The organism is Streptomyces sp. NPDC046303 (assembly GCF_055588085.1).
In genome coordinates this window covers 21,140-45,905 of the sequence record NZ_JBVJFA010000026.1, presented here as the reverse complement: position 1 = coordinate 45,905, position 24,766 = coordinate 21,140, and the positions used below count along the sequence as shown (strand labels likewise).

General features: G+C 73.1%; 24 protein-coding genes. 11 read left to right on the top strand and 13 right to left on the bottom strand.

Going from position 1 to position 24,766, the window contains the following annotated elements; genetic code table 11:
- Window positions 1-117 precede the first annotated feature (117 nt).
- Window positions 118-456 (bottom strand): MGMT family protein, encoded by a 339-nt coding sequence (locus ACZ6I1_RS25200; RefSeq protein WP_469290734.1) that lies wholly within the window; start codon window positions 454-456, stop codon window positions 118-120.
- Window positions 457-623: 167 nt separating this feature from the next.
- Between ACZ6I1_RS25200 and ACZ6I1_RS25195 the strand changes: the two genes are divergently transcribed.
- The 3 genes from ACZ6I1_RS25195 (at window position 624) to ACZ6I1_RS25185 (ending at window position 5,445) form a co-directional block, all read left to right on the top strand.
- Complete coding sequence (locus ACZ6I1_RS25195) at window positions 624-3,386, top strand: lysylphosphatidylglycerol synthase transmembrane domain-containing protein (protein ID WP_469290732.1); 2,763 nt, start codon at window positions 624-626, stop codon at window positions 3,384-3,386.
- A 147-nt stretch (window positions 3,387-3,533) separates the two neighbouring features.
- Window positions 3,534-3,716, top strand: coding sequence for a hypothetical protein (locus ACZ6I1_RS25190; RefSeq protein WP_469290730.1), 183 nt, complete (start codon window positions 3,534-3,536; stop codon window positions 3,714-3,716).
- Window positions 3,717-3,849: 133 nt separating this feature from the next.
- Window positions 3,850-5,445 carry an alpha/beta hydrolase gene (locus ACZ6I1_RS25185; protein WP_469290728.1) on the top strand — a complete coding sequence of 532 codons (1,596 nt, stop codon included), beginning with the start codon at window positions 3,850-3,852 and terminating at the stop codon, window positions 5,443-5,445.
- Between the two features lie 111 nt (window positions 5,446-5,556).
- Here the strand turns inward: ACZ6I1_RS25185 and moeZ are convergent, their stop codons facing one another.
- The 7 genes from moeZ to ACZ6I1_RS25150 all read right to left on the bottom strand — a co-directional run bounded on the left by moeZ (window position 5,557) and on the right by ACZ6I1_RS25150 (window position 13,758).
- Complete coding sequence (gene moeZ, locus ACZ6I1_RS25180) at window positions 5,557-6,735, bottom strand: adenylyltransferase/sulfurtransferase MoeZ (protein WP_469290726.1); 1,179 nt, start codon at window positions 6,733-6,735, stop codon at window positions 5,557-5,559.
- A 63-nt stretch (window positions 6,736-6,798) separates the two neighbouring features.
- Window positions 6,799-7,563, bottom strand: coding sequence for a spherulation-specific family 4 protein (locus ACZ6I1_RS25175; protein ID WP_469290724.1), 765 nt, complete (start codon window positions 7,561-7,563; stop codon window positions 6,799-6,801).
- Window positions 7,551-8,558, bottom strand: coding sequence for an NAD-dependent epimerase/dehydratase family protein (locus ACZ6I1_RS25170; protein WP_469290722.1), 1,008 nt, complete (start codon window positions 8,556-8,558; stop codon window positions 7,551-7,553). Before ACZ6I1_RS25170 ends, ACZ6I1_RS25175 begins: the two co-directional genes overlap by 13 nt.
- Window positions 8,555-9,436 carry a hypothetical protein gene (locus tag ACZ6I1_RS25165; RefSeq protein WP_469290720.1) on the bottom strand — a complete coding sequence of 294 codons (882 nt, stop codon included), beginning with the start codon at window positions 9,434-9,436 and terminating at the stop codon, window positions 8,555-8,557. Before ACZ6I1_RS25165 ends, ACZ6I1_RS25170 begins: the two co-directional genes overlap by 4 nt.
- 212 nt (window positions 9,437-9,648) lie before the next feature.
- Window positions 9,649-11,232 carry a GT4 family glycosyltransferase PelF gene (gene pelF, locus ACZ6I1_RS25160; RefSeq protein WP_469290718.1) on the bottom strand — a complete coding sequence of 528 codons (1,584 nt, stop codon included), beginning with the start codon at window positions 11,230-11,232 and terminating at the stop codon, window positions 9,649-9,651.
- 184 nt (window positions 11,233-11,416) lie between these two features.
- Window positions 11,417-12,784, bottom strand: coding sequence for a DUF3152 domain-containing protein (locus ACZ6I1_RS25155; RefSeq protein WP_469290716.1), 1,368 nt, complete (start codon window positions 12,782-12,784; stop codon window positions 11,417-11,419).
- Between the two features lie 5 nt (window positions 12,785-12,789).
- On the bottom strand, window positions 12,790-13,758 hold the full coding sequence (locus ACZ6I1_RS25150) for an alpha/beta fold hydrolase (RefSeq protein WP_469290714.1): 969 nt from the start codon (window positions 13,756-13,758) through the stop codon (window positions 12,790-12,792).
- A 130-nt stretch (window positions 13,759-13,888) separates the two neighbouring features.
- Here ACZ6I1_RS25150 and ACZ6I1_RS25145 point away from each other — a divergent pair, with 130 nt between their 5' ends.
- The 4 genes from ACZ6I1_RS25145 to ACZ6I1_RS25130 all read left to right on the top strand — a co-directional run bounded on the left by ACZ6I1_RS25145 (window position 13,889) and on the right by ACZ6I1_RS25130 (window position 15,692).
- Window positions 13,889-14,107, top strand: coding sequence for a hypothetical protein (locus ACZ6I1_RS25145; protein ID WP_469290712.1), 219 nt, complete (start codon window positions 13,889-13,891; stop codon window positions 14,105-14,107).
- Between the two features lie 126 nt (window positions 14,108-14,233).
- Window positions 14,234-14,896 carry a TetR family transcriptional regulator gene (locus tag ACZ6I1_RS25140; RefSeq protein WP_469290711.1) on the top strand — a complete coding sequence of 221 codons (663 nt, stop codon included), beginning with the start codon at window positions 14,234-14,236 and terminating at the stop codon, window positions 14,894-14,896.
- Window positions 14,897-15,030: 134 nt separating this feature from the next.
- A complete protein-coding gene (locus ACZ6I1_RS25135; protein ID WP_069921827.1) occupies window positions 15,031-15,258 on the top strand; it encodes a DUF3107 domain-containing protein in 228 nt (75 codons plus the stop codon).
- A 131-nt stretch (window positions 15,259-15,389) separates the two neighbouring features.
- Window positions 15,390-15,692, top strand: a complete 303-nt coding sequence (locus ACZ6I1_RS25130; RefSeq protein WP_469290708.1) for a hypothetical protein — start codon at window positions 15,390-15,392, stop codon at window positions 15,690-15,692.
- Window positions 15,693-15,782: 90 nt separating this feature from the next.
- Here the strand turns inward: ACZ6I1_RS25130 and ACZ6I1_RS25125 are convergent, their stop codons facing one another.
- The gene (locus ACZ6I1_RS25125) at window positions 15,783-16,541 is read right to left on the bottom strand and encodes a ferritin-like fold-containing protein (protein WP_469290706.1); all 759 of its coding nucleotides are present in this window, start codon (window positions 16,539-16,541) and stop codon (window positions 15,783-15,785) included.
- A gap of 451 nt (window positions 16,542-16,992) precedes the next feature.
- Here ACZ6I1_RS25125 and ACZ6I1_RS25120 point away from each other — a divergent pair, with 451 nt between their 5' ends.
- The 3 genes from ACZ6I1_RS25120 (at window position 16,993) to ACZ6I1_RS25110 (ending at window position 20,178) form a co-directional block, all read left to right on the top strand.
- Window positions 16,993-18,963, top strand: coding sequence for a DEAD/DEAH box helicase (locus ACZ6I1_RS25120; protein WP_469290704.1), 1,971 nt, complete (start codon window positions 16,993-16,995; stop codon window positions 18,961-18,963).
- Window positions 18,964-19,072: 109 nt separating this feature from the next.
- Window positions 19,073-19,939: an alpha/beta fold hydrolase gene (locus ACZ6I1_RS25115; RefSeq protein WP_469290702.1), complete on the top strand. Its 867-nt coding sequence runs from the start codon at window positions 19,073-19,075 to the stop codon at window positions 19,937-19,939.
- Between the two features lie 86 nt (window positions 19,940-20,025).
- Window positions 20,026-20,178: a hypothetical protein gene (locus ACZ6I1_RS25110; protein WP_469290699.1), complete on the top strand. Its 153-nt coding sequence runs from the start codon at window positions 20,026-20,028 to the stop codon at window positions 20,176-20,178.
- A gap of 92 nt (window positions 20,179-20,270) precedes the next feature.
- On the opposite strand, the gene ACZ6I1_RS25105 is transcribed toward ACZ6I1_RS25110, so the two are convergent.
- The 4 genes from ACZ6I1_RS25105 to ACZ6I1_RS25090 all read right to left on the bottom strand — a co-directional run bounded on the left by ACZ6I1_RS25105 (window position 20,271) and on the right by ACZ6I1_RS25090 (window position 23,248).
- Complete coding sequence (locus ACZ6I1_RS25105) at window positions 20,271-20,876, bottom strand: MarC family protein (protein WP_469290697.1); 606 nt, start codon at window positions 20,874-20,876, stop codon at window positions 20,271-20,273.
- Window positions 20,877-20,959: 83 nt separating this feature from the next.
- Window positions 20,960-21,823 carry a PHP domain-containing protein gene (locus ACZ6I1_RS25100; protein ID WP_469290695.1) on the bottom strand — a complete coding sequence of 288 codons (864 nt, stop codon included), beginning with the start codon at window positions 21,821-21,823 and terminating at the stop codon, window positions 20,960-20,962.
- Between the two features lie 137 nt (window positions 21,824-21,960).
- The gene (locus tag ACZ6I1_RS25095; protein WP_469290693.1) at window positions 21,961-22,605 is read right to left on the bottom strand and encodes a DUF6758 family protein; all 645 of its coding nucleotides are present in this window, start codon (window positions 22,603-22,605) and stop codon (window positions 21,961-21,963) included.
- A 58-nt stretch (window positions 22,606-22,663) separates the two neighbouring features.
- Window positions 22,664-23,248: a suppressor of fused domain protein gene (locus ACZ6I1_RS25090; RefSeq protein ID WP_362587941.1), complete on the bottom strand. Its 585-nt coding sequence runs from the start codon at window positions 23,246-23,248 to the stop codon at window positions 22,664-22,666.
- 376 nt (window positions 23,249-23,624) lie between these two features.
- Here ACZ6I1_RS25090 and ACZ6I1_RS25085 point away from each other — a divergent pair, with 376 nt between their 5' ends.
- Window positions 23,625-24,740: a magnesium and cobalt transport protein CorA gene (locus ACZ6I1_RS25085; protein ID WP_469290691.1), complete on the top strand. Its 1,116-nt coding sequence runs from the start codon at window positions 23,625-23,627 to the stop codon at window positions 24,738-24,740.
- Window positions 24,741-24,766 lie beyond the last annotated feature (26 nt).

The following is a 24,766-nucleotide window of genomic DNA, read 5'->3' as shown; positions in this document are numbered from 1 at the left end:
AGCGGAAGAGGCAACGCTACGGCAACCGGGCGGCGCCGCGCAGTGCGTCCCCGTCCCCCGGACGGTCCTTCGCCCGGGCGCTCGACCGCCCGTACCGGCCGCACATGGCCGAAGCTGTCAGGTGTGAGCCTCGTCGCGGTCCCCGCCGCCGTCCCAGCGTGCCCGGCGCATGTCGAGCCGCGGCTCGCCGCCCGCCGTCAGGCGCAGCGGGGTGGCCTCGGCCCGGTAGTGCTCCAGGGCGCGGCGCTCGCTGCCGGGCAGCGGTACGCCGTCCGCGCGCACCACGCGCCACCAGGGCACGGCGCCTCCGTACAGGGCCATGACACGCCCGACTTGGCGCGGTCCGCCCTCGCCGAGCCACTCGGCGATGTCTCCGTACGTCATCACCCGGCCGGGCGGAATACGCTCGGCCACCTCCAGCACGTGCTCCGCGTACGCGGGCAGCTCCTCGCTCATTCGGCCCATGGTGCAGCACGGCGGCCCTCCGGTGGCGGAGGACAAGGTTCCGTACCGGCGCGCACCCTGATGCCCCGCTTGCAGGCCGGTCCGTGCCACCATCTTGCGGGCGGTGACTGGTGATACGTGATCAAGAAGAGACGGAAGTGACGACGAAGGAGCAGGGTGTGAGCCCTCCGGACGGCGCGACGGCGGACGACGACGCGACGCGCCCAGACGACGGCCCCGCCCCCCGGCCCGGACCCCTGCCCGGCAGCGGCACCGGGTCCGGCTCCGGCTCCGGCTCCGGCTCCGGCTCCGGCTCCGGCCGAGGATCCGTCAGCGGCGAGGGCGCGGAGGGTTCGCACGGGCACGACCCCAACGAAGCCGACCGGGTCGAGGTCGACGAACCGCTGCTCGCCGCCCGTGTGCACCGCCCGTCCGACCTCGTACGCCTGCTCGTCGGCATGCTCGGCATCGCAGTCGTCCTCGCCATCGCCGCCTTCGCCCACGGCACCACGGTGGGCCTCGAGGAGGACATCAACAAGGGCACCGGGGCCGCCCCCGACCTGCTGATCAAGGTCGCCGCGCTGGTGTCGAGCATCGCGGTGCTGCTGCTCCCGGTGGCCTTCGCCATCGAGCGGCTGATCAAACGCGACGGGCTGCGCATCGCCGACGGCGTGCTCGCCGCCGTCCTCGCGCACGGGCTCACCCTCGCCACCGACCTGTGGGTCTCGCAGGCCGCCCCGGCCACCATCCAGGAAGCCCTCACCCGGTCGGCCGGGGCCGGCGGGCCCCTCACCGATCCGGTGCACGGCTACCTCGCGCCCGTGATCGCGTACATGTGCGCCGTGGGGATGACCCGCAGGCCGCACTGGCGCGTCGCGCTGTGGGTGGTCCTCCTGCTCGACGCGTTCACGATGCTGGTCAGCGGCTACACCACGCCCTTCTCGATCATCCTGACCGTGCTGATCGGCTGGAGCGTCGCGTACGGGACGCTGTACGCCGTCGGCTCGCCCAATGTGCGCCCCACCGGGCAGACGCTCCTCGCGGGACTGCGCCGGGTCGGCTTCCGGCCGGTCAGCGCGATGCGCGCCGAGGTCACCGAGGGCGGCCCGGAGGCCTCCGAGGTCAGCGACCGGGGGCGGCGCTACCACGTCACCCTGGAGGACGGCCCGCCGCTCGACGTCACCGTCGTCGACCGCGAGCAGCAGGCCCAGGGCTTCTTCTACCGGGTCTGGCGCCGGCTCACCCTGCGGGGCATCACCACCCGGCGCAGCCTGCAGTCGCTGCGCCAGGCGCTGGAGCAGGAGGCGCTGCTCGCGTACGCCGCGATCGCGGCCGGGGCGAACGCGCCGAAGCTGATCGCCACCTCGGAGCTCGGCCCGGACGCCGTGATGCTCGTGTACGAGCACCTGGGCGGCCGGACCCTGGACTCCCTCTCCGACGAGGAGATCACCGACGGGCTGAGCCGCAACGCCTGGGAGCAGGTGCGGGCGCTGCAGTCGCGGCGGATCGCGCACCGGCGGCTGACCGGAGACGCCCTGGTGGTGGATCGTTCCGGCAAGGTCATCCTCACCGACCTGCGCGGCGGCGAGATCGCGGCGGGCGACCTGGTGCTCCGGATGGACATCGCCCAGCTGCTCACCACGCTCGGCCTGCGGGTCGGCGCGGAGCGGGCGGTGGCCTCGGCGGTGTCGGTGCTCGGCCCGGACGCGGTGGCGGACTGCCTGCCGCTGCTCCAGCCGATCGCGCTGAGCCGTTCCACCCGGGCCACGCTGCGCAAGCTGGCCCGGGAGCGGGCCGACCGGCAGCGGGAGGCCGTACTCGAGTCCTCGCGGGCGGCGAAGGCGGCGCGCGAGGCGGACGCCTCCGTCACCAGCCCCGCCGCGGACCGCAAGGCCGAGAAGAAGGCGCTGGACGACGCGCTGGACGGGGCCCGCGAGGAGGACCTGCTGAGCCAGATCCGCCAGCAGGTGCTGCTGATCCGCCCGCAGGCGCCGGTGGAGCCGGCCCGGCTGGAGCGGATCCGGCCGCGCACGCTGGTGTCGTTCATCGCGGGCGCGTTCGGTGCGTACTTCCTGCTGACGCAGCTCGCGCACGTGGACTTCGCGACCATCATCGGCGAGGCCCAGTGGGGCTGGGTCGGGGCGGCGCTGGCGTTCTCGGCGCTGAGCTACGTCGCGGCGGCGATGAGCCTGCTGGGCTTCGTGCCCGAGCGGGTGCCGTTCCTGCGGACCGTGGTCGCGCAGGTGGCCGGGTCGTTCGTGAAGCTGGTGGCTCCGGCCGCGGTGGGCGGTGTCGCGCTGAACACGCGGTTCCTCCAGCGGGCGGGGGTCCGGCCGGGGCTCGCGGTCGCGAGCGTGGGCGCCTCGCAGCTGTTCGGGCTGGCGAGCCACATCCTGCTGCTGCTGTCCTTCGGCTATCTGACGGGCACCGAGAAGACCCCGGAGATGACCCCGTCGCGGACGGTCATCGCGGGTCTGCTGACGGTGGCGGTGCTGGTGCTGGTGGTGACGGCGGTCCCGTTCATGCGGAAGTTCGTCGCGACGCGGGTGCGGGCGCTGTTCGCCGGGGTCGTGCCGCGCATGCTGGACGTGCTCCAGCGGCCGCAGAAGCTGGTGACCGGCATCGGCGGGATGCTGCTGCTGACGGGCTGCTTCGTGATGTGCCTGGACGCGTCGATCCGGGCGTTCGGGGGCGGCCAGGCCATCAGCTACGCGAGCATCGCGGTGGTGTTCCTCGCGGGCAACGCGCTGGGGTCGGCGGCGCCGACGCCGGGCGGTATGGGCGCGGTGGAGACCACGCTGACGCTGGGGCTGATCGCGGCGGGCCTGGAGAAGGAGGTCGCCATCTCGGCGGTCCTGCTGTTCCGTCTGATGACCTTCTGGCTGCCGGTGCTGCCGGGGTGGATCTCGTTCAACTTCCTGACCCGCAAGGAAGCGATCTAGCCTCCGGCTCGGTGTACGGGGTGCGGGTCCGGGTCCGGGTTCGGCTGCGCCGGCGCGGCCCGGGCTCCGCCCCGGACCCGCACCTGCGAGGAGGAACTCCTGGCCCGCTCCGCGGTCGGCGCGGCGGGCGAGCCCCTCACCGCTCGGGTGACGCGCTGGGACCGGGGGCCGCAGTACGGCGTCGGCCACCACGAGCGCGTGGCCCGCATCCGCGGAGCCGCCGCGAAGCTCCCGGGCCTCGCCCTGTGCGGAGCCGCGTACGAGGGCGTGGGCGTGGCCGCCTGCGTCGCCACGGGCCGCGGGGCGGCCAGGCAGCTGCTGGCCGCCTGACCGTCCCGCCGTCCCGCCGTCCCGCCGTCCCGGCGACGTCCTGCCGTCCCACCGGGCGGGCGGGACCGGCGGGCCGCCCCCCGTATGGGTCAGCGCGGAAGCGCGGGCGGCCGGGGCCGCAGAGGATGGGGGCATGCCGAGAAACGTCTTGCGGGTCACTACCGCCGCCGCACTGGCCGCCACCCTGTTCACCACCGGCGGCTGCTCCGGCGACGGCGACGGGAAGAAGACGCAGGCCGACGGGGCCAAGGAGGTCAAGCCCCTCAAGTGGGGCGAGTGCCCGGCCCCCACCCCCTTGGAGGGCGGCGGCCAGGCCCCGCCCAAGGACTGGCAGTGCGCCACCCTCGACGTCCCCCTCGACTACGCGAAACCCGAGGGCGAGACCCTCCCGATCGCCCTGATCCGGGCCAAGGCCCGCGACCGGAAAAACCGCATCGGCTCGCTCGTCTTCAACTTCGGCGGCCCCGGCGGCTCCGGCATCACCACCCTCCCCGGCGCCGCCAAGGAGTACGAGGCCCTGCGCGCCCGGTACGACCTGGTCAGCTTCGACCCCCGCGGGGTGGGCCGCAGCGTCCCCGTCCGCTGTGAGGACGACAAGCAGCTGGACAAGTACTACGCCGAGGACTCCACCCCCGACTCCGCGCCGGAGGAGCAGGCCTTCGTCAAGAACATCCGCGACTACCGGCGGGCCTGCGAGAAGAACTCCGGCAAGCTGCTCCCCCACGTCGGCACCCCCAACGCCGCCCGCGACATGGACCGCATCCGCCAGGCCCTCGGCGACGAGAAGCTGCACTACTTCGGCATCTCCTACGGAACCGAGCTCGGCGGGGTCTACGCCCACCTCTTCCCCTCGAACGTCGGGCGGGCCGTCTTCGACGCCGTCGTGGATCCGACCAAGACCGCCGAGGGCAGCGCGCTCGGCCAGGCGAAGGGCTTCCAGCTCGCCCTCGGCAACTTCGCGCAGGACTGCGTGGACCGCGGCGACGAGTGCAAGCTCCAGGGCAGCACCGCCAAGGAGATCGAAGCCAACATCATCAAGCTGCAGAAGGACCTGTCCGCCAAGCCCATCGCCGGCATCGGCGACCGGCCGCTCACCGAGAGCCAGGCGACCAACGGCATCGCCCAGGCCCTGTACTCACAGGAGCTGTGGCCGCTGCTGGAGCAGGGCCTCGACGAGGCGGACGGCGGGCAGGGCCAGCTGCTGCTCGCCCTGTCCGACGCCCTCAACGGCCGTGACGAGCAAGGGCGTTACAGCAACATCGGCGCGGCGAACACCGCCATCAACTGCGCCGACACCAAGGACCGCTACACCCTGGCCGAGACCAAGGCCAAGCTGCCGGCGTTCCGTTCGGCCTCGCCCGTCTTCGGCGACTTCCTCGGCTGGGCGATGATGAGCTGCACCGACTGGCCGGTCACGGGCGCCTCGGAGACCCCGGACGTGTCCGCCCCGGGGGCCGCCCCGATCCTGGTGATCGGCAACACCGGCGACCCGGCCACCCCGTACGAGGGCGCCCGCCGCATGGTGGAGCGGCTCGGCCCGGGCGTCGGCGTGGAGCTCACCTACAAGGGCGAGGGGCACGGCGCGTACAACAGCGGCGACCCCTGCGTGCAGGAGGCGGTGAACGCGTACCTGCTGGAGGGGAAGCAGCCCGCCGCCGGCACGGTCTGCACCGCGTCCGAGACCCCGACCGGGCCCTCGACCCAGCCCCCGACCCGATCCCCCGCCTGACCCGCCTGACCCGCCCGCCCCGGCCCGCCCCGGCCCGCCCCGGCAGGCCCACGGCACGCCGAAGGGGCCGTACCGCGCATCCCGCGCGGTACGGCCCCTTCGGGCGACTGCTTAGTAGACCGGCTTCTCGGGCTCGATCTGGTGGACCCAGCCGATCACGCCGCCGCCGACGTGGACCGCGTCGGAGAAGCCCGCGGACTTCAGGACCGCGAGGACTTCCGCACTGCGGACACCCGTCTTGCAATGCAAGACGATGCGCTTGTCCTGCGGCATGTCCTGGAGGGCGGTGCCCATCAGGAACTCGCCCTTGGGGATCAGCTTCGCGCCGGGGATCGAGACGATCTCGTACTCGTTGATCTCGCGGACGTCGATGATCTCGATGTTCTCGCCCTCGTCGATCCACTCCTTGAGCTGCTTGGGAGTGATCGTCGAGCCGGCAGCCGCCTCCTGGGCCTCCTCCGACACGACGCCGCAGAAGGCCTCGTAGTCGATGAGCTCGGTGACGGTCGGGTTCGGGCCGCAGACCGCGCAGTCCGGGTCCTTGCGGACCTTGACCTGGCGGTACTGCATCTCCAGGGCGTCGTAGATCATCAGGCGGCCGACCAGCGGCTCGCCGATGCCCGCGAGGAGCTTGATCGCCTCGTTGACCTGGATGGACCCGATGGACGCGCAGAGCACGCCCAGCACGCCGCCCTCGGCGCAGCTCGGGACCATGCCCGGCGGCGGGGGCTCCGGGTACAGGCAGCGGTAGCACGGGCCGTGCTCGGACCAGAAGACCGAGGCCTGGCCGTCGAAGCGGTAGATCGAGCCCCACACGTACGGCTTGTTCAGCAGCACGCAGGCGTCGTTGACCAGGTAGCGCGTGGCGAAGTTGTCCGTGCCGTCGACGATGAGGTCGTACTGGCTGAAGATCTCCATCACGTTCTCGGCCTCGAGCCGCTCTTCGTGAAGGACCACGTTCACGTACGGGTTGATGCCCAGCACGCTGTCGCGGGCCGACTCGGCCTTGGAACGGCCGATGTCCGCCTGGCTGTGGATGATCTGGCGCTGCAGGTTCGACTCGTCCACCTCGTCGAACTCCACGATGCCCAGCGTTCCGACGCCGGCCGCGGCCAGGTACATGAGGGCGGGCGAGCCGAGACCGCCCGCGCCCACGGCCAGCACCTTGGCGTTCTTCAGGCGCTTCTGGCCGTCCATCCCCACATCCGGGATGATCAGGTGGCGGGAGTACCGACGAACCTCGTCAACGGTGAGCTCAGCAGCTGGCTCGACCAGGGGTGGCAGCGACACGGGGACTCCGTAGATGGTGACGTCTGAACGGTGGTTCTTCCCGTAACACTGCCACGCCCGTCTTCATTCCAAGACACCCGTCCCGATCCGCGAGACGATTTCGTCCCAGTACGCGGGCATGGACGCCCAGGGGTCGCGGTCGGCCGCGCCGCGCCGGTCGGTGAACCAGATGGTGCCCGCTCCCTGCCAGCGGGCGATCCGCATGGCCTCCTCCAGGTGCGTGCGCGGCACGCCGTGGACGAGGTGGCAGAACCGCTCCGGCGGATGGTCGGCGGTCCACTCCGCGACCTGCGACCAGCGGTAGTCGGCCCAGGCCCCGGAGAAGGTGACCAGCTGGTCGGCGGCCTCCAGGTAGCCCTCGTACGGGTGCGTGCCGTGCCCGAGCACGATCCGCATGTCCTCGCCGAGGCCGCGCAGGGTGTCGGCGACCCGGCGCACCGAGGCGAGTTCGGCCTTGTCCGCCGGAGCGCCGGCGAGGTAGAAGCCTCCCACCCCGTACCAGTCGCGGAAGCGGTGGGCGTCGGAGACCAGCTCCCCGAAGGACCGCTCGCCGCCCCGCATCGCGAGGTGGCCGAGGAGCCGGGGACCGGTGCCGGCCGCGCCGCGCAGCTTGGCGGCCGCCTCCGTGCAGTGCGGGTCGGGGCGCCCGCCCGGGCCGTCCGTGACGTTGAGCACGGCCCAGTGCAGCGGGGTGCCGGGGCGGGTCAGCTCGGCCCACTCGACGGGGGCGAGCAGCGGGTGCGCATAGCCGGGGATGCCGAGACCGAGGCGGCCGGCCTCGGTCGCGGCGGCCGTGGCGGCCCCGGGCGGGGTGGTCAGATACGGCACGCCGCCTCCATCCAGATGTCCGCGAGGGACTCCTCCAGGTTGATCCGGGGCCGCCAGCCGAGCCGGTCGCGGGCGGTGCGGACGTCGGCCTGCTGCCAGGCCCCGCAGCCGTCGGGGTACGGGTACGGCTGGGGGGCCGCGGCGGCGAGCTGTTCGGCGGTGGCCTCGGAGCGGGGGGAGCCGATGGCGGCGAGACCGGCCGGGCGGCCCGGGTGCGGGTGCTGCCGGTCCCCGCCGTGCGGGACGTCCAGCTCGTGCAGGGCGCCGCCGTACCCGGCGACCCGGGCCAGTACGGCGGCCGCGTCGCGCAGCCGGACCGCGCGGCCGGTGCCGATGTTGACCACGCCCTGGGCGGCGGAGAGGGAGGCGGCGTGCACCGCCCGCGCCACGTCCCGTACGTCGACGAAGTCGCGCTGCACGCCGAGCCCGCTGAGCTTGAGCTCCCCGTCCCCGGACTGCATCGCGCGCCTCATGGCCTCGGCGAGGCGGCCGAGGGGGGATCCGGCGGGGGTGCCCGGGCCGACGGGAGAGAAGACCCGGAGCACGACGGCGTCCAGACCGGAGCCGAGCACCAGCTCGGTGGCGGCCAGTTTGCTGACCCCGTACGGCCCGCCCGGTCTCGGCACGGCGTCCTCGGCCGTGGAGGATCCGGGCTGGCTGGGCCCGTACTCGGCGGCGCAGCCGAGCTGGACGAGCCGGGCCCCGCAGCCGCTGCGGCGCAGCGATTCGCAGATGGTGGCGACGGCCACGGTGTTGTGCCGGGTGAGCTCGCGGGCTCCGCCGCGGGTGGCGCCCGCGCAGTTGATCACGACGCCGGGGTGGACGGCGTCGAGGAAGCGGGTCAGCGCACCCGGGCTGCCGGTGGCGAGGTCGAACCGGACGTCGGCGTCGTCGCCGCGGCCGAGCGCGGTGAGCTGGACGGCGGGGTCGGCGAGCAGCCGGTCGGCGACGTAGCGGCCGAGGTATCCGTTGGCTCCGATCAGCAGCACCCTCATCGCGTGGCCCCTTGGTTGGTTGGCTGGCCGGTCATCTTCTGTTTCTCCTTGCGGGTCGGTGGATGGGGCCGCGCATGGGCGGATGCGCGGGACAGGGCGAGGACCGCGTGTACGAGGAGTCCCGCGGCGGCCGCGGGAGCGGCTGCCGGGACCGGGACGAGGGCGAGTGCCAGGGCCGCGGCGACGGGGCCGCGGTGTGCGCCGTGGCGGAGCAGCAGCCTGGTCAGGAACAGCAGCAGGGCCAGCGGTACCACCGCCGCGGGCGCGGCTCCGGCGAGCGCGGCGGCCCCGGCGGCGGCCGCGGCGAACACGGCGCAGGCGGCGAGGAGCAGCGGCCGGACCCGCTCCGCGAACTCCTCCAGGGCGCGGCTCCCGGCGACCCGGGCCCGTGCCCGGGCGGCGAAGGCGGCGGCGAGCAGGTGCCCGGGGGCGACGGCCAGGGCGAGGCCGAGGGCGAGGGCGGTGCCGTGCCGGTGCGCGGCCCAGCCGGCCACGGCCGCGGTGAGCAGGTGCACTGCGTAGGGGAACCGCCCGCCTGCGGCCCGTCCGGGCCACACGAGCGCGGCGGCGGTCGCGGCCACGGCGGCGGGCCCGGCCCAGGCCGGCGCGGCGGCGGCCGTGCCGAACGCGAGGGCCCCGGGCAGCAGCGCGCAGCCGAGGCCGCGCAGCGCGGACGGCCCGGCGGGCCCCCGGGCGGGCACGGCGGCCGGCCCGTCGCCGTGCGGGGTTCGGGCGTACAGCTCCTCGGCGAGCGAGAAGACGTCCCGGTGCCGGAACCGCGCGGCGGTCCGGTCGGTGATCCCGTGCGCCTCCAGCCCGGCGGCGATCTCGAGCGGATCGACGGCCCGTTCGCACAGCGCGCGGTGGCGGTGCAGCAACGCCTTGACGGGATCACCGCCGCTTCGTCGCCGGCCCGTCTGGGGCGCAGCCCCCCGGGTGTGGGGTGCCCGGGCCCCCGGGTCCGGATGCTGCCCCGGAGCTTCGGCCCCGCCGGCGTGCGAGGCGGGGGGCCCGGCGGGTTCAGCCCCGTCGGAGCCGGTCCCGCGGAGCCCCGGCAGGCGGTCCGCACCGGTGGGCGGGTCCACGATGGTCATACCGTCGCCTCCGGAACGGGCCGGGCCCAGGTGGGGTTGGTCCAGTGGCCCGGTACCCGGGCTTCGGCGGGCCGCGCGAACGGGACCTCCCCGTCCGGCCTGGTGGACGCACCGGCGAGCAGCCGCAGGTAGATCTCCCGGAAGGCGGCCACGTTCTGTTCGACCGTGAACAGTTCCAGGGCGCGGGCCCGCGCGGCCGCGCCGAGCCGCTGCGCCCGCTCGGGATCCCGCAGCAGCGCAAGACAGGCGTCGGCCAGGGCCCGCGGGTTGCGCGGCGGGACGACGAGCCCGGTGCCGCCGATGACCTCGCGGACGGCGCCGACGTCGGTGGAGACGGTGGCCCGGCCGCAGAGCATCGCCTCGGCCAGGGTCACCGGGAAGCCCTCGATCACGGAGGACAGGACGACGACCCGCCCGGCGCCGTACGCCTCGGCCGCGGTGGGCGCGTCGGGTCCGCCGATCTCCTCGAAGGTGACGGGGTTCTCCCCGACGGTGACGGCGTCGGCGGCCTCGTCGGGGAAGAGCTGGGCGGCCAGGGAGCGGCAGTCGGCGAGGTAGCCGGGGGCCGCGGCCGCGGCGAAGATGCGCAGGCGGGTCTGCGGGGCGGCCTTGCGGACCTCCGCGAAGGCGTGCAGCAGGGCGATGAGGTCCTTGGCGGGCTCGATCCGGCCGACCCATACGAGGGTGTCGGGATCCGCGCAGTCCGCGGACTCCCCGACGGTGGCGAATCGGTCCGCCTCCATCCCGGGGTAGACCGTCCGCAGTTTGTCGCGGGTGGCCCCGCACCGCTCCTGCCAGCGCCGGGCGTGCGCGTTCCCGGGGGTCAGGAGGTCGGCCCCGGCGTAGATCTCGCCCGCCAGCCGGATGTGGAAGGCCGCGAGCAGGGCCCGCAGGGCGGGCCGGGCGTCGCGGCTCTGCTCGAGGTAGTGGGCCCGCAGCTGGACCCCGTACTCCGTGACCAGCAGCGGGACCCCGAAGAAGCGTTTGGCCAGCAGCCCGGGGAGCGCCGCGACCCCGCCGGCGGCCGCGTGGCAGACGTCGACCGCGCCGAGGCTGCCGGGCTCCTCGTACCAGTCGAGGGACAACGGCCGCAGCATCCGCTCGAGTTCGTCCGCGAACTCCAGCAGGTCGGGCACCTGCGCCATCTGCACGGTCAGCCCGGCGCCCGGTGCGCGGCAGGCGGCCTCGAGCGCCCGTACGGCGTGCTCGGAACGCAGTGCCGCGTACAGGCCGCCCTGTTCGCGGGCGAGTCCGGCGAGCGCGTACAGCCCGGCCGCGAAGGCGGGTGCCTCACCGGCGCAGATCCCGTGGACCAGTTCCCGGAAGGCATCGGCGAACCGCCGGCGCTCGCGCCGGGAGTACGTGCGCCCGTCGTCGGCGGGGGCCCACAGGGGGGCGGTCCGCACCCGGGTGACGTGCGCGGGCAGCGGGACCCTGGCGCGTTCCTGCTCGGCGCTGCGGCTCAGTGCGTAGAGCTCGAACTCGTGCTGCGGGAGCCCGCGCACGAGCCGGTCGCACCACAGCCTCGCCTCTCCCGTGGCATACGGATAACCACCTTCCGTGAGCAGTCCGATCCGCACGAGTGGCACCCCCGATCTCCCGTTCAGGCGGTCGCCGTCGGTCCGGCGACCCGCCGCGGAAGAACTCAAGCGGATACACGGAAGGCGCGACGGACGGTTGTCCGTCGCGCCACCGGAAGGGGTGAAGAGTCGTAACTTTCCCGTACGGTTCGCGTTCGAGCGCGCTACGCGGGGAAGGGTGCGGTCAACTGCCGGGGAAAACCCAGGGGTTGGGCTTGCACTGGATGCCGTCGATGTCGAGCGATTTGGTCTGCTGCTGCATGATCGGGGCGAGCGCGCCGGGCGTGCGGCAGTTCACGTGGCCGTTTCCGAGCCGGTGGCCGACCTCGTGGTTGATGAGCATCTGACGGTAGGCCAGCATCTGGTCCGGCCCGTAGGTGGCGGAGCCCTGGGCCCAGCGGTACGCGTTGATCATCACGCGGTCGGTGGCGGCGGAGTCGCAGGAGACGTTGTCGATGGTGGTGTCCAGCCCGGACTTGGCGCACCACTTCCCGGTGGTCCCGGGGCTGGCGAGGGTGATGACGAAGTCGGCCTCGCCACCCGGCACCCGCTCGAAGGTCTTCGTGCCGCCGTGTCCCCAGCTGCGGTCGTCGTTGAGCGTGCGGTGCACGGCCTCGGCGAACAGCTGCGGATCCAGGCCCAGGCCCTGCTCCACGTCGACCCGGTAGCGCACGAGCTTGCCCTTGCCGGGGGCCTTGGCCACGCCCGGCACGGTGTCGAAGGCGCCGGAGCCGGTCAGCTTCTCGTCGATCGGCAGGCGCTGGGCCATCTTCTGCTCGTACGTGAGTTCCGGCGCGGGCGCGGGTGCCTGCGCGGGCACCTCGGGCACCGGGCGCTCGTCGGAACGGGAGGCGGCCCCGTCGGCCCGGCCGTCGTCGGTGGCGGTGAGCGTGCCGCGCCGGACGGTCTCGCCGTCCGAGGACATGTGGACCGCGACGACGACGGCGAGGACGGTGGTGACGGCGGCGGCGGCCATGCCGGTGTAGGTGCGGGCCTTGGTGCCGCGGCCGGAGCCGGGCCGGTCCGGGTCCACGGGTGCGTCGGCCGGCTTGCGCGGGCCGGGCACGCGGCGGTGCGCACCGGTGGAGGTGACGGGATCGAGGTCGGGGACCGCGACCGGTACCGGTCCGGCGGCGGGGCCGGGGGCCGGCGCACCCAGGGTGACCTGAGGGAAGCCGACCGCAGGGGTGCCGTAGGCCGGGGTGTCGCCGTCCATCAGAGCGGTCGCGGTCCGGGGGCGCGGGACCCCGCGCCAGTCCCCGTACACGGAGCCGGAGCCGGCTCCCCAGGCGCCGCCGGGCTCGTGCTGCTGGGGGTGGCCGCCGGGGACGGGCCGCTCCTCGGGCACGTATCCCTGGTGCGTGACGGTGCTTTCGGGGGGTTCGGGCCACGGCCGGGTGCGTTCCCCGTACTCCGGCGGCCGCACGGGGGGCTGCCGGTACGACTGCCCGTACGCCTCTTCGTGGGGCTGTCCGTACTGCCGAGGGGCCCGTGCGGGCGCGGGCGTGGGCGCGGGAGCAGGTGCGGGCGCCTTGCGACTATGTCGTCCCACGGTCCTCAGCCTCTGCCGTCTTCGGTATCTCGGAGCAGGTCCCGGAAGGCGGCTGCCACCACCTCGGGGTACTCCATCATCGCCACGTGCCCCGCCTCGGGCAGGCACAGCAGCCGCGAGCCCCGGAAGGCAGCGGCCGCCCTGCGCGCCATACGGTACGAGACGAGCTGGTCCCTGCCACCGTAGACCAGCAGGGTCGGTGCGAGTACCCGCTGTGCCTGCCGCCACAATCCGTGCTGGCCGCCGAGGGTATAGGCGTCGACGATGCCGCGCGAGGAGCGGGTCAGGGCCTCCCAGAAGTACGGCAGCGCCATCCGCCGCTCCATCTCCGCGACCGCGTTGCGGAACCCCTCCGGTGTCACCCGCGAGGGGTCCCCGTAGCAGAGCTCCGTCACCCCCAGGGTGCGCTGCTCGGCGGTCAGGCCCTGCGCGACCCGGCCCAGCAGCGCGGCCATCCCCGGTACGGCGAGCAGCGCGGTCGGCACGGCCGATTTCTGCACGCGCAGTTCGGGCAGGGCGGGCGAGACCAGCGTGAGGCTGCGCACGAGGTCGGGCCGGACGGCGGCGACGCGGGTGGAAATGGCGCCGCCGAGGGAGTTCCCGAAGAGGTGGACCGGCCCGCGTCCGGCGGAGTCGAGGTACCGGATGACCGCGCGGGCGAACGCCGTGACGGAGTAGTCCTTGCCGGCGGGCGGCGGGGACCAGCCGAAGCCGGGCAGGTCGAGGGCCTCGCCGTCGACGGTGTCCGCCAGCCGCTCCATGAGGTCCGACCAGTTCTGCGAGGAACCGCCGAGTCCGTGGACGAACAGCGCGGGCGGCAGATCCGTACGGACAGGCGGGCGCACCCGGACGGCCAGTTCCAGCCCGGGCAGCGCGACGGTGCGCAGCTGCTCTCCCTCGGCCACCCGGACCGCTCCCGCCGGGGCGGAGGGTTCGGCGGTGGACCGTACACCCGGCAGCTCGGTCGAAGACATGCGGCAATGTTACGAGACGATCACGCCGGTCTCCTTGTGTTCGCGGTCACAGCCGCATGGCGATCCGCATAGCGGGGTATCCGCAAGCCTCCTAGGCTCGTACTGAACACAAGGAAGCGAGGGGAGCGGCATGACTGTCGACCCTGCGGAGCCGGACACCTTCCGGGAGCCCTTTCCGGAAGTCGTCGACCCTGAGGCGCCCGAGGCGGACCTGGCGGAGCAGCTGACCGAGGTGGGCCCGTCGGAGGACGACGACCGGGTCACCGGCGTGGATCGCGGCGAGGCCAATGACGGCGACGCCGTGGAGCAGGCCAAGGTGGTGCCCCTGGACGAGGACGACTACCGCTGACCAGCGCGTCCGACCGGTCCGTACCGCGAGAAAACTCGGCCTGAACCCACCAGATTCGGTTACCGAAAAGTACGATGGCGGCGCGGCGCAGAGCGCACTGTGTTCTTAGAGAAAGTGGGAGGCGGCGTGACAGCCATCGAGCAGACCGAGGCAGCGCGTCCGCGGGGCACGCGACTGCCGCGCCGGGCCCGGCGCAACCAGCTGCTGGGCGCTGCGCAGGAGGTCTTCGTCGCGCAGGGGTACCACGCCGCGGCCATGGACGACATCGCGGAGCGGGCCGGCGTGAGCAAGCCGGTGCTGTACCAGCACTTCCCCGGCAAGCTCGACCTCTACCTGGCGCTGCTGGACCAGCACTGCGAGGCCCTGCTGCTGGCCGTGCGCACGGCGCTCGCGTCGACGACCGACAACAAGCTGCGCGTGGCCGCGACGATGGACGCCTACTTCGCGTACGTGGAGGACGAGGGCGGCGCCTTCCGGCTGGTCTTCGAGTCCGACCTGACGAACGAGCCGGCCGTGCGCGAGCGCGTGGACCGGGTCTCGCTCCAGTGCGCCGAGGCCATCTCCGACGTGATCGCCGAGGACACCGGCCTGTCGAAGGACGAGTCGATGCTGCTGGCCGTGGGTCTGGGCGGGGTCTCGCAGGTGGTGGCCCGCTACTGGCTGTCCAGCGAGAGCCCGGTCGCCCGGGACACGGCGGTGGGGCTGCTGACCTCGCTGGCCTGGCGCGGTATCGCGGGTTTCCCGCTGCACGGCAGCGAGCACGGCAGCGAGCAGGGCTCCGAGGGCTGAACCGGCGGAGGGCCGCCTGCGCTGTTCGCTGCGAGCGTGTCCGCTCCGCGCGGTTCCCGTCCCCTCTCCGGGCTAATGTGGACCGCGTACGGCGCGGCTGATCGCGCGAACCGGACCGTCGGAGGGACAAAGCCGTGGAGGTCAAGATCGGCGTGCAGCACGCACCCCGGGAGATCGTGCTGGAGAGCGACCTGAGCGCCGAGGAGCTGGAGAGCATCGTCGCTGCCGCGCTGTCCGGCACGGCGCCGCTGCTCAGCCTCACCGACACCAAGGGCCGCAAGGTCCTGGTGCCGTCCGACCGCCTGTCGTACGTCGACCTGGGCGAGCCGAGCACGCGCAAGGTCGGCTTCGGAGCGCTCTGACGCCTGGCACCTGACGTGCCGAGAACTGTCTGAAACGGCCCGGCGGTTGATTCCGCCGGGCCGTTTCCGTGTCTTCCGCTTCGGGTAGGACGGCAGTGACGGCGTTTGCCCTGATGTGTGGGAGGGACTTCATGCTGCTGATGGAAGTGCTCGGCTCGGCCCTGCTGGGGCTGGCCCTGTCCGCGACAGCCGCCCGCACGCTCGCCCGCCGGCTGCCCGCCCTGCGCGTGGTGCTGGTCAGCGGGGTGCTCGGGGCGCTGTTCGGGGCCTATCTGACGCACTTCGCACTCGGCCCCGGGCACAACACCCTGACCGCGACCTTCCTCGGCGCCGTGCTGGTGTCGGCGGTGGTGCTGTCCCTGCTGCTCCGGCCCGCCGCCGGGCCCCGCAGGCCCCCGCACCGGACTCCGTTTTCGCTCCCGACCCGGGGCTGACCCCTGACATAGGGGCTGACGCACGACAGGGGAAAGGCCCCGGCGCGGAATGATCCGTGCCGGGGCCTTTCCTGCGTCGGGCGCCGGGTGTTACGCGGCGAGGCCGAGGGCCGCCATCCGCTTGGTGTGGGCCTTGGTGATCCGGGTGAACATCTCGCCGACGGCCGCGAGGTCGAAACCGGCGGCCATCCCGTCGACTCCGCCGACGAGCATGGTGGAGAGCGCGTCGCGCTCGGCGACCACGCGCTGGGCCTGCGAGAGGGCCTCGCCCATCAGCCGGCGGGCCCACAGCGCGAGGCGGCCGCCGCAGCGCGGGTCCGCCTCGATGGCGGCGCGGACCTTCTCCACGGCGAAGTTGCCGTGGCCGGTGTCGTCGAGCACGCCGAGCACGAGCGCGCGGGTGTCGGTGTCCAGGTGGCTGGCGACCTCGCGGTAGAAGTCGCTGGCGATCGAGTCGCCGACGTAGGCCTTGACCAGGCCCTCCAGCCAGTCCGAGGGTGCGGTCTGGCGGTGGAAGTCGTCCACGCCCTTGGCGAAGGGCTCCATGGCGGCGGTGGGCTCGACGTCGATCGCCGCGAGCCGGTCGCGCAGCCGCTCGAAGTGGTGGAACTCGGCGGAGGCCATGGCGGCGAGCTCGGCCTTGTCGTCGAGGGTGGGCGCGAGCTTCGCGTCCTCCGCGAGGCGCTCGAAGGCCGCGAGCTCTCCGTACGCGAGCGCGCCGAGCAGGTCCACGACGGCGGCCCGGTACTGCGGCGAGGCGGAAGCGGCCGCCCAGTCCTGGGCGGCGATGCCCACGGCTTCGGCGGGGGTGCCGTCGTCGGCGGGCGTGGCGTTTTCTACGGTCGACATGCTCCGCACAATAGCCCGCCGAATGGCGTCTCAAGTCACCACGCCTGGTCACTGCCGGTCTGCCTAAACGTGCCGCGGTGATGAATTCGCCCGACACAGCTGCGCGATTCCGGGGTACAGTGGTAATGCGCCTGCCGGATACTCGGCGGGCCATCCGAATGAGGATGCCCGGTCGGTGGCCCGATCGGCTCCAAACCGACCGCCCTCAGTGGTGTGGTGTGTACGCACATGCGTGCCTCCCCGCACGAGGGGCCCCCTCAGCGGCAAGAGCGCTTGAGCGACGGCAGTGGTCCCGCGCAGCTTCGTACGTAGAAGTACGGCATAGCCAGGCACGGTACGACCCCCTTCGCCGCCTCGGGCCGCGTCTCACAGAAGAGGCAGCACCCTGACTACGTTCCGAGACCTCGGGATTCTCCCCGAGACCGCCGAAGCCCTCGAGGCCGTCGGCATCGTGTCCCCCTTCCCGATCCAGGAGATGACCCTCCCCGTCGCCCTTTCCGGCACGGACGTCATCGGCCAGGCCAAGACCGGAACCGGCAAGACGCTCGGTTTCGGCCTTCCGCTGCTGGAGCGGGTCACCGTCCCCGCGGACGTCGAGGCGGGCCGGGCCAAGCCCGAGCAGCTGACCGACGCCCCGCAGGCCCTCGTGGTGGTTCCGACCCGCGAGCTGTGCACCCAGGTCACCAACGACCTCCTGACCGCGGGCAAGGTCCGCAACGTCCGCGTCCTCGCCATATACGGCGGCCGCGCGTACGAGCCGCAGGTCGAGGCGCTCAAGAAGGGCGTCGACATCATCGTCGGCACCCCGGGCCGCCTGCTCGACCTGGCCGGCCAGAAGAAGCTGGACCTCTCGCACGTCCGCGCGCTGGTCCTCGACGAGGCCGACGAGATGCTCGACCTGGGCTTCCTGCCCGACGTCGAGAAGATCATGAACTACCTGCCGCCGAAGCGTCAGACCATGCTGTTCTCGGCGACCATGCCGGGCGCGGTCATCGGCCTGGCCCGCCGGTACATGTCGCAGCCGACGCACATCCGCGCCGTCTCCGAGGACGGCGAGGGCGCGACCGTCGCCAACATCACGCAGCACGTCTTCCGTGCGCACAACATGGACAAGCCGGAGCTCGTCTCCCGCATCCTGCAGGCCGAGGGCCGCGGCCTGGCCATGATCTTCTGCCGTACCAAGCGCACGGCGGCCGACATCGCCGAGCAGCTGGAGAAGCGCGGCTTCGCCTCGGGCGCCGTCCACGGCGACCTGGGCCAGGGTGCGCGCGAGCAGGCGCTGCGCGCGTTCCGCAACGGCAAGGTCGACGTGCTGGTGTGCACCGACGTCGCCGCGCGCGGTATCGATGTCGAGGGTGTGACCCACGTCATCAACTACCAGACGCCCGAGGACGAGAAGACCTTCCTGCACCGCGTGGGCCGCACCGGCCGCGCGGGCAACAAGGGCATCGCCGTCACCCTGGTCGACTGGGACGACATCCCGCGCTGGCAGCTGATCAACAAGGCGCTGGAGCTGGACTTCCACGACCCGGTCGAGACGTACTCCACCTCCCCGCACCTGTACGAGCAGCTGGACATCCCGGCCGGCACCAAGGGCATCCTGCCGCGCGCCGAGCGCACGCGGGCCGGCCTGAAGGCCGAGGACGTCGAGGACCTGGGCGAGACCGGCGGCCGCGGTGGCCGCGGCTCCCGCGGTCCGGCCGCCGCCGCCGTGGTGACGGAGGAGCGTCCCGCGCGTACCCGTACGCCGCGCCAGCGCCGCCGTACCCGTGGCGGTTCGGAGCTGGGCTCCGAGGCCGCCGCCGCTCCCGCTCCCGTGGCCGAGGCTTCGGAGGCACCGGCCGCCGACGAACCGCGCAGGCCGCGCCGCCGCCGCACCCGTGTGGGCGCGGTGCCGGCCCAGGCCGTCGAGGCCGTGTCGGTCGTCGAGGCGGCTCCGGTGGTCGAGGCGGCTCCGGTCGCGGTGGCCGCTCCGGTCGTCGAGGCCGCTCCGGTCGCGGTGGCCGAGGAGGCTCCGGCCAAGCCGAAGCGCACCCGCACCCGCAAGGCCGTCGCCGCCGTCGCCGAGGCGGCCGTGGTCGAGGCCCCCGCCGAAGAGGCGCCGGTCAAGCCGAAGCGCACCCGGACCCGCAAGGCCGTCGAGGCCGCTCCGGAGCCGGACTTCCAGACGGCCGCGCCCGTGGAGCCGGTCAAGGCCCGCCCCGTGCGCACCCGGACCCGCAAGGTCGCCGAGGCGGCCCCGGAGCCGGACTTCCAGATGGCCCCGCCCGTGGAGCCGGTCAAGGCCCGCCCCGCGCGCACCCGGACCCGCAAGGCCGCCGAGGCCGCTCCGCAGGCTCCGGCCGCCGCGGTCGCCGAGGAGGCCCCGGCCAAGCCGAAGCGCACCCGCACCCGCAAGGCCGCGGCCGCTCCGGAGGCGTAAGCACCGGTTCGATGGCCCGGCTCCCCGTCCAGGGGGCCGGGCCATCGGCGTACCGGCGTACAGGCCTCCCGCGGAACCGCCGTGGCGACCGGCCAGTAACGTGAGTCGTATGAGCAAGCCGCCGCGCCTCACCCTGCCCCCGCGCGCCCGCGCGTACCTCCTCGACACCGCCCGTGGCGCGTTCGCCGTCCACGAGGCCGGTGCGCCCGTGCGCGGGACCGCCCTGCTGGTCCCCGGGTTCACGGGCAGCAAGGAGGACTTCATCGGCCTCCTGGAGCCGCTCGCCGACGCCGGCTACCGCGTCGTCGCCGTCGACGGCCGCGGCCAGTACGAGAGCGCGGGCCCGCGCGAGGAGTCGGCGTACGCGCTGGAGGAGCTGGCGCGGGACGTCCTCGCGCAGGCCGCCGCGCTGGACGCGGGCCCGGTCCACCTGGTCGGGCACTCCCTCGGCGGGCTGATCTCGCGCGCCGCCGTGCTCCGCGACGCCTCCCCCTTCGCCTCGCTCACCCTGATGAGCAGCGGGCCCGCGGCGATCTCCGAGGAGCAGCAGGCGCGTACGAAGATGCTGGTCGCTGCCTTGGAGGCGCTGCGCGAGGACATGGCGGCGGTGTGGGAGGCGATGCGCGCCCAGGATCCCGCGGACGCCGTCCCGGATGCGCCCGAGCTGGCGCGGTTCCTGCGCGAGCGGTGGCTGGCCACCGTCCCCGAGCAGCTGATCGCGACCGGGCGGGTCCTGATCGGCGAGCCGGACCGGGTCGCGGAGCTGGCGGCCGTGCCGCTCCCCAAGCTGGTGCTGTCCGGAGCCGTCGACTACGCCTGGCCGGTGCCGCTGATGGACGACATGGCGGACCGCCTGAGCGCTTCTCGTGTGGTCGTCCAGGGCGCCGAGCACTCGCCGAACGCGGAGAAGCCGCAGGTCACGGCCAGGGCACTGGCCGCGTTCTGGGACTCCCGACCCTCAGTAGTTAGCGAGTGAAAAAATTTCCTTAGCGTAGGGAATGTTTGCCCTCTACACTTCGTTATACCTACGCAAGGAGAAACACCGACGAAGGGAGAAGCCCCATGCGCTTCGAGATTCTGCGCCTGGACGATGTCGACGGAAGCGCCGTGGACAGCACCGTCGTGGACGCGGCCTCCGTCAACCGGATCGTGCAGCAGGCCGCGGCCATAGGCCAGCGCATCCTGATCCGACCGGCTGCGACGGCGTCCTGCTGACGCCCTGACACACCGCACGGACGTAGACGCCCCCACACCGGACCGGTGCGGGGGCGTTCGCATGTCCACGGCAGCCTGGCGTGCCGGCCGCGTCAGGCGCCGCGTACGACCTGGAGCACGCCGTTGATGATCTGCTGGACGGCGATCGCGGAGAGCATCATGCCGGCGAGCCGCGTCACCAGGACCACGCCGCCGTCCCGGATGACCCGGATGATCACCAGCGAGTAGCGCATGGTCAGCCACAGCACGACGTGCATGGCGATGATCGCGCACCAGACCGAGACCGGGCCGCCGACCCCGTCGGCCTTCTGCACGGCCAGGATCACGGACACGATCGCACCGGGACCGGCCAGCAGCGGCATGCCCAGCGGGACGAGGGCGACGTTGACGTCCTTGGTCTGCTTGGGTTCGTCGGTCTTGCCGGTGAGCAGGTCGAGCGCGATGAGCAGGAGCAGCAGACCACCGGCGATCATCAGCGCCGGGACGGAGACGTGCAGGTAGTCCAGGATCTGCTGGCCGCAGATCCCGAAGACCGCGATGACCCCGAAGGCCACGCAGACGGCCTGCCAGGCCATCTTGCGCTGCACCTTGGCGGGCCGCCCGGAGGTCAGGGCGAGGAAGATCGGCGTGATCCCCGGGGGGTCCATAATCACAAAAAGCGTGAGAAAAAGGGATCCGAAGACGGCGAAGTCGAACACAGTGATGCCTTGCAGGAGAGGGGTGTCGCGAAAAGAACGCGCAGAGAAAGGGGTGGGACGGGTGGAGCGGAGCCCGGGGCTCGCTAGCTTTCGCGTCCGCCGGCGCCGGGCACCGGGAAGGCCCCGGTCGCGCGGCGCGTGATCTCGCCGTAGATCTCGGGGTCGGTCGTGTACTCCCCGAGCCGGCAGGTCTTGCGGCTGCCGTGGTAGTCGCTGGAGCCGGTGGTCAGCAGTCCGAGGTCCGCCGCCAGGCCGCGCAGCCGCGCGCGGGTGTCGGTGTCGTGGTCCATGTGGTCCACCTCGATGCCGTCCAGGCCCGCGGCCGCCAGCTCGGCTATCGCGGCCTCGGGCACGCACTGCCCGCGCTTGACGGCGGCGGGGTGGGCGAAGACCGTGACGCCGCCGGCCGCCTTGACCAGGCGGATGGCGTCGAACGGGTCGAGTTCGTGCTTCTCGGCGTAGGCGCGGCCGCCGTCGGCGAGCCAGTCGGGCGTGAAGGCGTCCGAGACGGTGGGCACGACGCCCAGCTCGACCAGCGCGGTCGCGAGGTGCGGCCGCCCCACGGAGCCGTCGCCGGCGATCCGGGCCACCTGCTCCCAGGTGACGTCCACGCCGAGCGCCTGGAGCTTGCCCACCATGGCCTGGGCGCGCGGGGTGCGGTCGTCGCGCACGAGTTCCCGCTCGCGGGCCAGCTCGGGCTCCTCGGGGTCGAAGAGGTACGCGAGCATGTGCAGCCCGACCCCGTCGAGCCGGCAGGACAGCTCGGCGCCGGTCACCAGGGTCAGCCCGGCGGGCAGTGCGGCGATGGCCTCGGCGTATCCCCGCACGGTGTCGTGGTCGGTCAGCGCGACCACGTCCAGCCCCGCCCGGGCGGCCTTGCGCACCAGCTCGGCGGGGGTGTCCGTACCGTCGGAAGCCGTGGAGTGGGTGTGCAGGTCGATGCGCACAGCCGGGCTCCAGGGGTGGTGGTACGGAAGGGGGGCACTCCAGGATAACCGGGCCGAAGGAGCCCCCGGGCAGCGGGCCCGCGGGCCGGGCAGCCCCTTACGGCTCCGCCCGGCCGGCGGGATCCGGAAGAGACGGCCTAGCCGGGTCCCAGGATGCGCGGGCTGAGCGCCCCGCACGGCAGGAGCTCTATCTCGGCTCCCGCGTCGCGGAGGTCGGTGAGGACCAGCTCGTCGTACATCAGCAGGCTCGTCTGCTCCGGCCAGACGATCGCCCAGAGCCACAGGCCCCGCGCCTCTCCCGCGAAGACGGCCCGGTCGTCGGGGGCTCCGTTGAGGTGCCACAGCGGTGTCGGGCGGCCGGCCGCGACCACCTTGGCGTGCGGCGGCGCCGATACGTCGATGTGCGGGCCGGGGTCCGGGCCGTCGATGCCCGCGAACCGTGCGCCGAGCCCCACTCCCAGCTCCTCGGCCACCAGCAGGAGCTCACCCATGCCGCCCAGCGGGCCGGGACCCGAACAGGCCACGGCCGTCGCCCGGCCCCCGCTGCGGTCGTCGCCGGCGGAGGCGACCCCGGTGAACAGCCACCCCACCGGCAACGGCCACGGCATCCACACCGGCACCCGCGTCCGGCGCGCGACCACGGTCAGGCCTTCGACGCTGGGCGGGATCACCGGCTGCAGAGGGTAGACAGCGCCGTGCACCTCGCACTGCCAGGAGTCGGAGAAGAGACCGGGCGCTCTGACCCGGCCACCGCACTTCGGGCAACTTGGTTCGCCCCTCATAAGAAGCCACGCTCCTCCCCGCCCGGCGCGCCGTCAAGACGCGATCACCCGTCCGGGCTCAGTCCAGTGCGACTGCGGTACGCAGAGGATCCCGCAGATCCGTGCCGCGCGCGAGCCAGCGTTCCTGGAGAGCGGCTGCCCCGTGCACCCGTTTCCACGCGGCCTCGTTCGCGGTCATGGGCAGCAGCGGCAGGAACCGCACCGGGTCCATGGGCTCGTCCAGCTCCAGGTCCTCCACCAGGCCCCCGGGCTCCCCCACCAGGACGGAGCTGAACGGCGCGCCCTCCCAGAGCGGTTCGCCCACCTCCAGCGAGGCGCCGGGGGCCACGATCAGCCCCTCGACCTGCGGGGAGGCGGCCAGTACCGCGAGCGGCCTGAGGAGTTTGTCGGTGGGCGCCAGGCCGCCCCGTACGGTCAGCACCAGCTCGGCGCGCGGACCGCGGACGGGGTCGGCGACCACGGCGGTCGGATCGGTCATCGGGTGCGCGGACATCCCGAGGGTCGCGTACCGCACGAGGTCGCCCTCGGCGAAGCGGAGTACCTCGATGCGGTCGGTGCCCAGGAAGGTGACGGCGGCGCGTGCGTCGGGTACGCCGAACGCGGTGCACAGCCGAGCCTCCACGAGGGCCAGAATTTCTGCCATGGAGCGAGCATAGAACTCGTATCCGCCGGGTAAAGGACGCGTCTTGACCATCCGTCGGCTGATACTGTTGACAGCTGGTCGGGGCCGCGCTGAACAAGCGCTGATGGCATGTCCCCGGCGATAGGACGTCCCTCACGGGGGACCGGCCGGAGGAGGTGGGGCTGCGATGGATCGAAGTCGATCGTGCAGTACCAATCGCTCTTCCGCTTCTGTGACGGGCGCCTCACGCCCCCTTTGATCTCCTGATCAGTAGAAGAGCGACGGCAGAACTTTGTCCTCCGTCCTGCTTCCCTCTCCTGCCCGGGCCTGCCCGCCCGCGGTCGTGGAGGGTCTCCCACCCGTACGGTCCACAGCCGTGCGCGCGAAGGAGCCTGCCATGTCGATGCTGCCCTACCTGCGTGCGGCCGTCCGTCCGTCGCTGCGCAAGTCCACCCCGGCCCAGCCCGGATACGACACCACCCGCGACCCGTCGGCGAGCAGCGCCGTGGTCGACTGCGCCGTGTACCGCGACGGCCGGCGCGTCCTCGGACCCGCCTGCCTGACGCCCCGTGAGGCGATCCGGCGGGTCCGCGAGGACGGCGGCTTCGTCTGGATCGGCCTCCACGAGCCGACGGAACAGGAGTTCGCCGGGATCGCGGCCACCTTCGGCCTGCACCCGCTGGCGGTGGAGGACGCCGTGCACGCGCACCAGCGGCCGAAGCTGGAGCGTTACGACGACACCCTGTTCACCGTCTTCAAGACGATCCACTACGTGGAGCACGCCGAACTCACCGCCACCAGCGAGGTGGTGGAGACCGGCGAGGTGATGTGCTTCACCGGCCCCGATTTCGTCATCACCGTCCGGCACGGCGGGCAGGGCTCCCTCAAGGGGCTGCGCCACCGCCTCCAGGACGACACCGCTCTGCTGTCCAAGGGCCCCTCGGCCGTGCTGCACTCCCTCGCCGACCACGTCGTCGACGGGTACGTCGCCGTCGCCGCGGCCGTCCAGGACGACATCGACGAGGTGGAGAGCGAGGTCTTCGCCGCGCCCGCGAAGGGCGCCGCGCGCGGCGGCGACGCGGGCCGCATCTACCAGCTCAAGCGCGAGGTGATGGAGTTCAAGCGGGCGGTCGCGCCGCTGCTCCGTCCGATGGAGCTGCTCAGCGAGCGGCCCATGCGGCTGGTGGACCCGGACATCCAGAAGTACTTCCGGGACGTCGCCGACCACCTGGCGCGGGTGCACGAGCAGGTGGTGGGCTTCGACGAGCTGCTGAACTCGATCCTCCAGGCCAATCTGGCGCAGGCGACCGTCGCCCAGAACGAGGACATGCGCAAGATCACCTCCTGGGCGGCGATCATCGCCGTACCGACGATGATCTGCGGGGTCTACGGGATGAACTTCGACCACATGCCCGAGCTCCAGTGGAAGTACGGCTATCCGATGGTGATGGCCTCGATCGTCGGCATCTGCTTCACCATCCACCGGACGCTGCGCCGCCACGGCTGGCTCTGAGGCCGCGGCGGGCCTCCCCTACTCTG

Coding starts and splice junctions, on each gene's coding strand:
- ACZ6I1_RS25200 (WP_469290734.1), bottom strand. CDS start 456: ATGAGCGAGGAGCTGCCCGCGTACGCGGAGCACGTGCTGGAGGTGGCC.
- ACZ6I1_RS25185 (WP_469290728.1), top strand. CDS start 3,850: ATGCCGAGAAACGTCTTGCGGGTCACTACCGCCGCCGCACTGGCCGCC.
- ACZ6I1_RS25170 (WP_469290722.1), bottom strand. CDS start 8,558: ATGAGGGTGCTGCTGATCGGAGCCAACGGATACCTCGGCCGCTACGTC.
- ACZ6I1_RS25150 (WP_469290714.1), bottom strand. CDS start 13,758: ATGTCTTCGACCGAGCTGCCGGGTGTACGGTCCACCGCCGAACCCTCC.
- ACZ6I1_RS25145 (WP_469290712.1), top strand. CDS start 13,889: ATGACTGTCGACCCTGCGGAGCCGGACACCTTCCGGGAGCCCTTTCCG.
- ACZ6I1_RS25130 (WP_469290708.1), top strand. CDS start 15,390: ATGCTGCTGATGGAAGTGCTCGGCTCGGCCCTGCTGGGGCTGGCCCTG.
- ACZ6I1_RS25125 (WP_469290706.1), bottom strand. CDS start 16,541: ATGTCGACCGTAGAAAACGCCACGCCCGCCGACGACGGCACCCCCGCC.
- ACZ6I1_RS25115 (WP_469290702.1), top strand. CDS start 19,073: ATGAGCAAGCCGCCGCGCCTCACCCTGCCCCCGCGCGCCCGCGCGTAC.
- ACZ6I1_RS25110 (WP_469290699.1), top strand. CDS start 20,026: ATGCGCTTCGAGATTCTGCGCCTGGACGATGTCGACGGAAGCGCCGTG.
- ACZ6I1_RS25095 (WP_469290693.1), bottom strand. CDS start 22,605: ATGAGGGGCGAACCAAGTTGCCCGAAGTGCGGTGGCCGGGTCAGAGCG.
- ACZ6I1_RS25090 (WP_362587941.1), bottom strand. CDS start 23,248: ATGGCAGAAATTCTGGCCCTCGTGGAGGCTCGGCTGTGCACCGCGTTC.
- ACZ6I1_RS25085 (WP_469290691.1), top strand. CDS start 23,625: ATGTCGATGCTGCCCTACCTGCGTGCGGCCGTCCGTCCGTCGCTGCGC.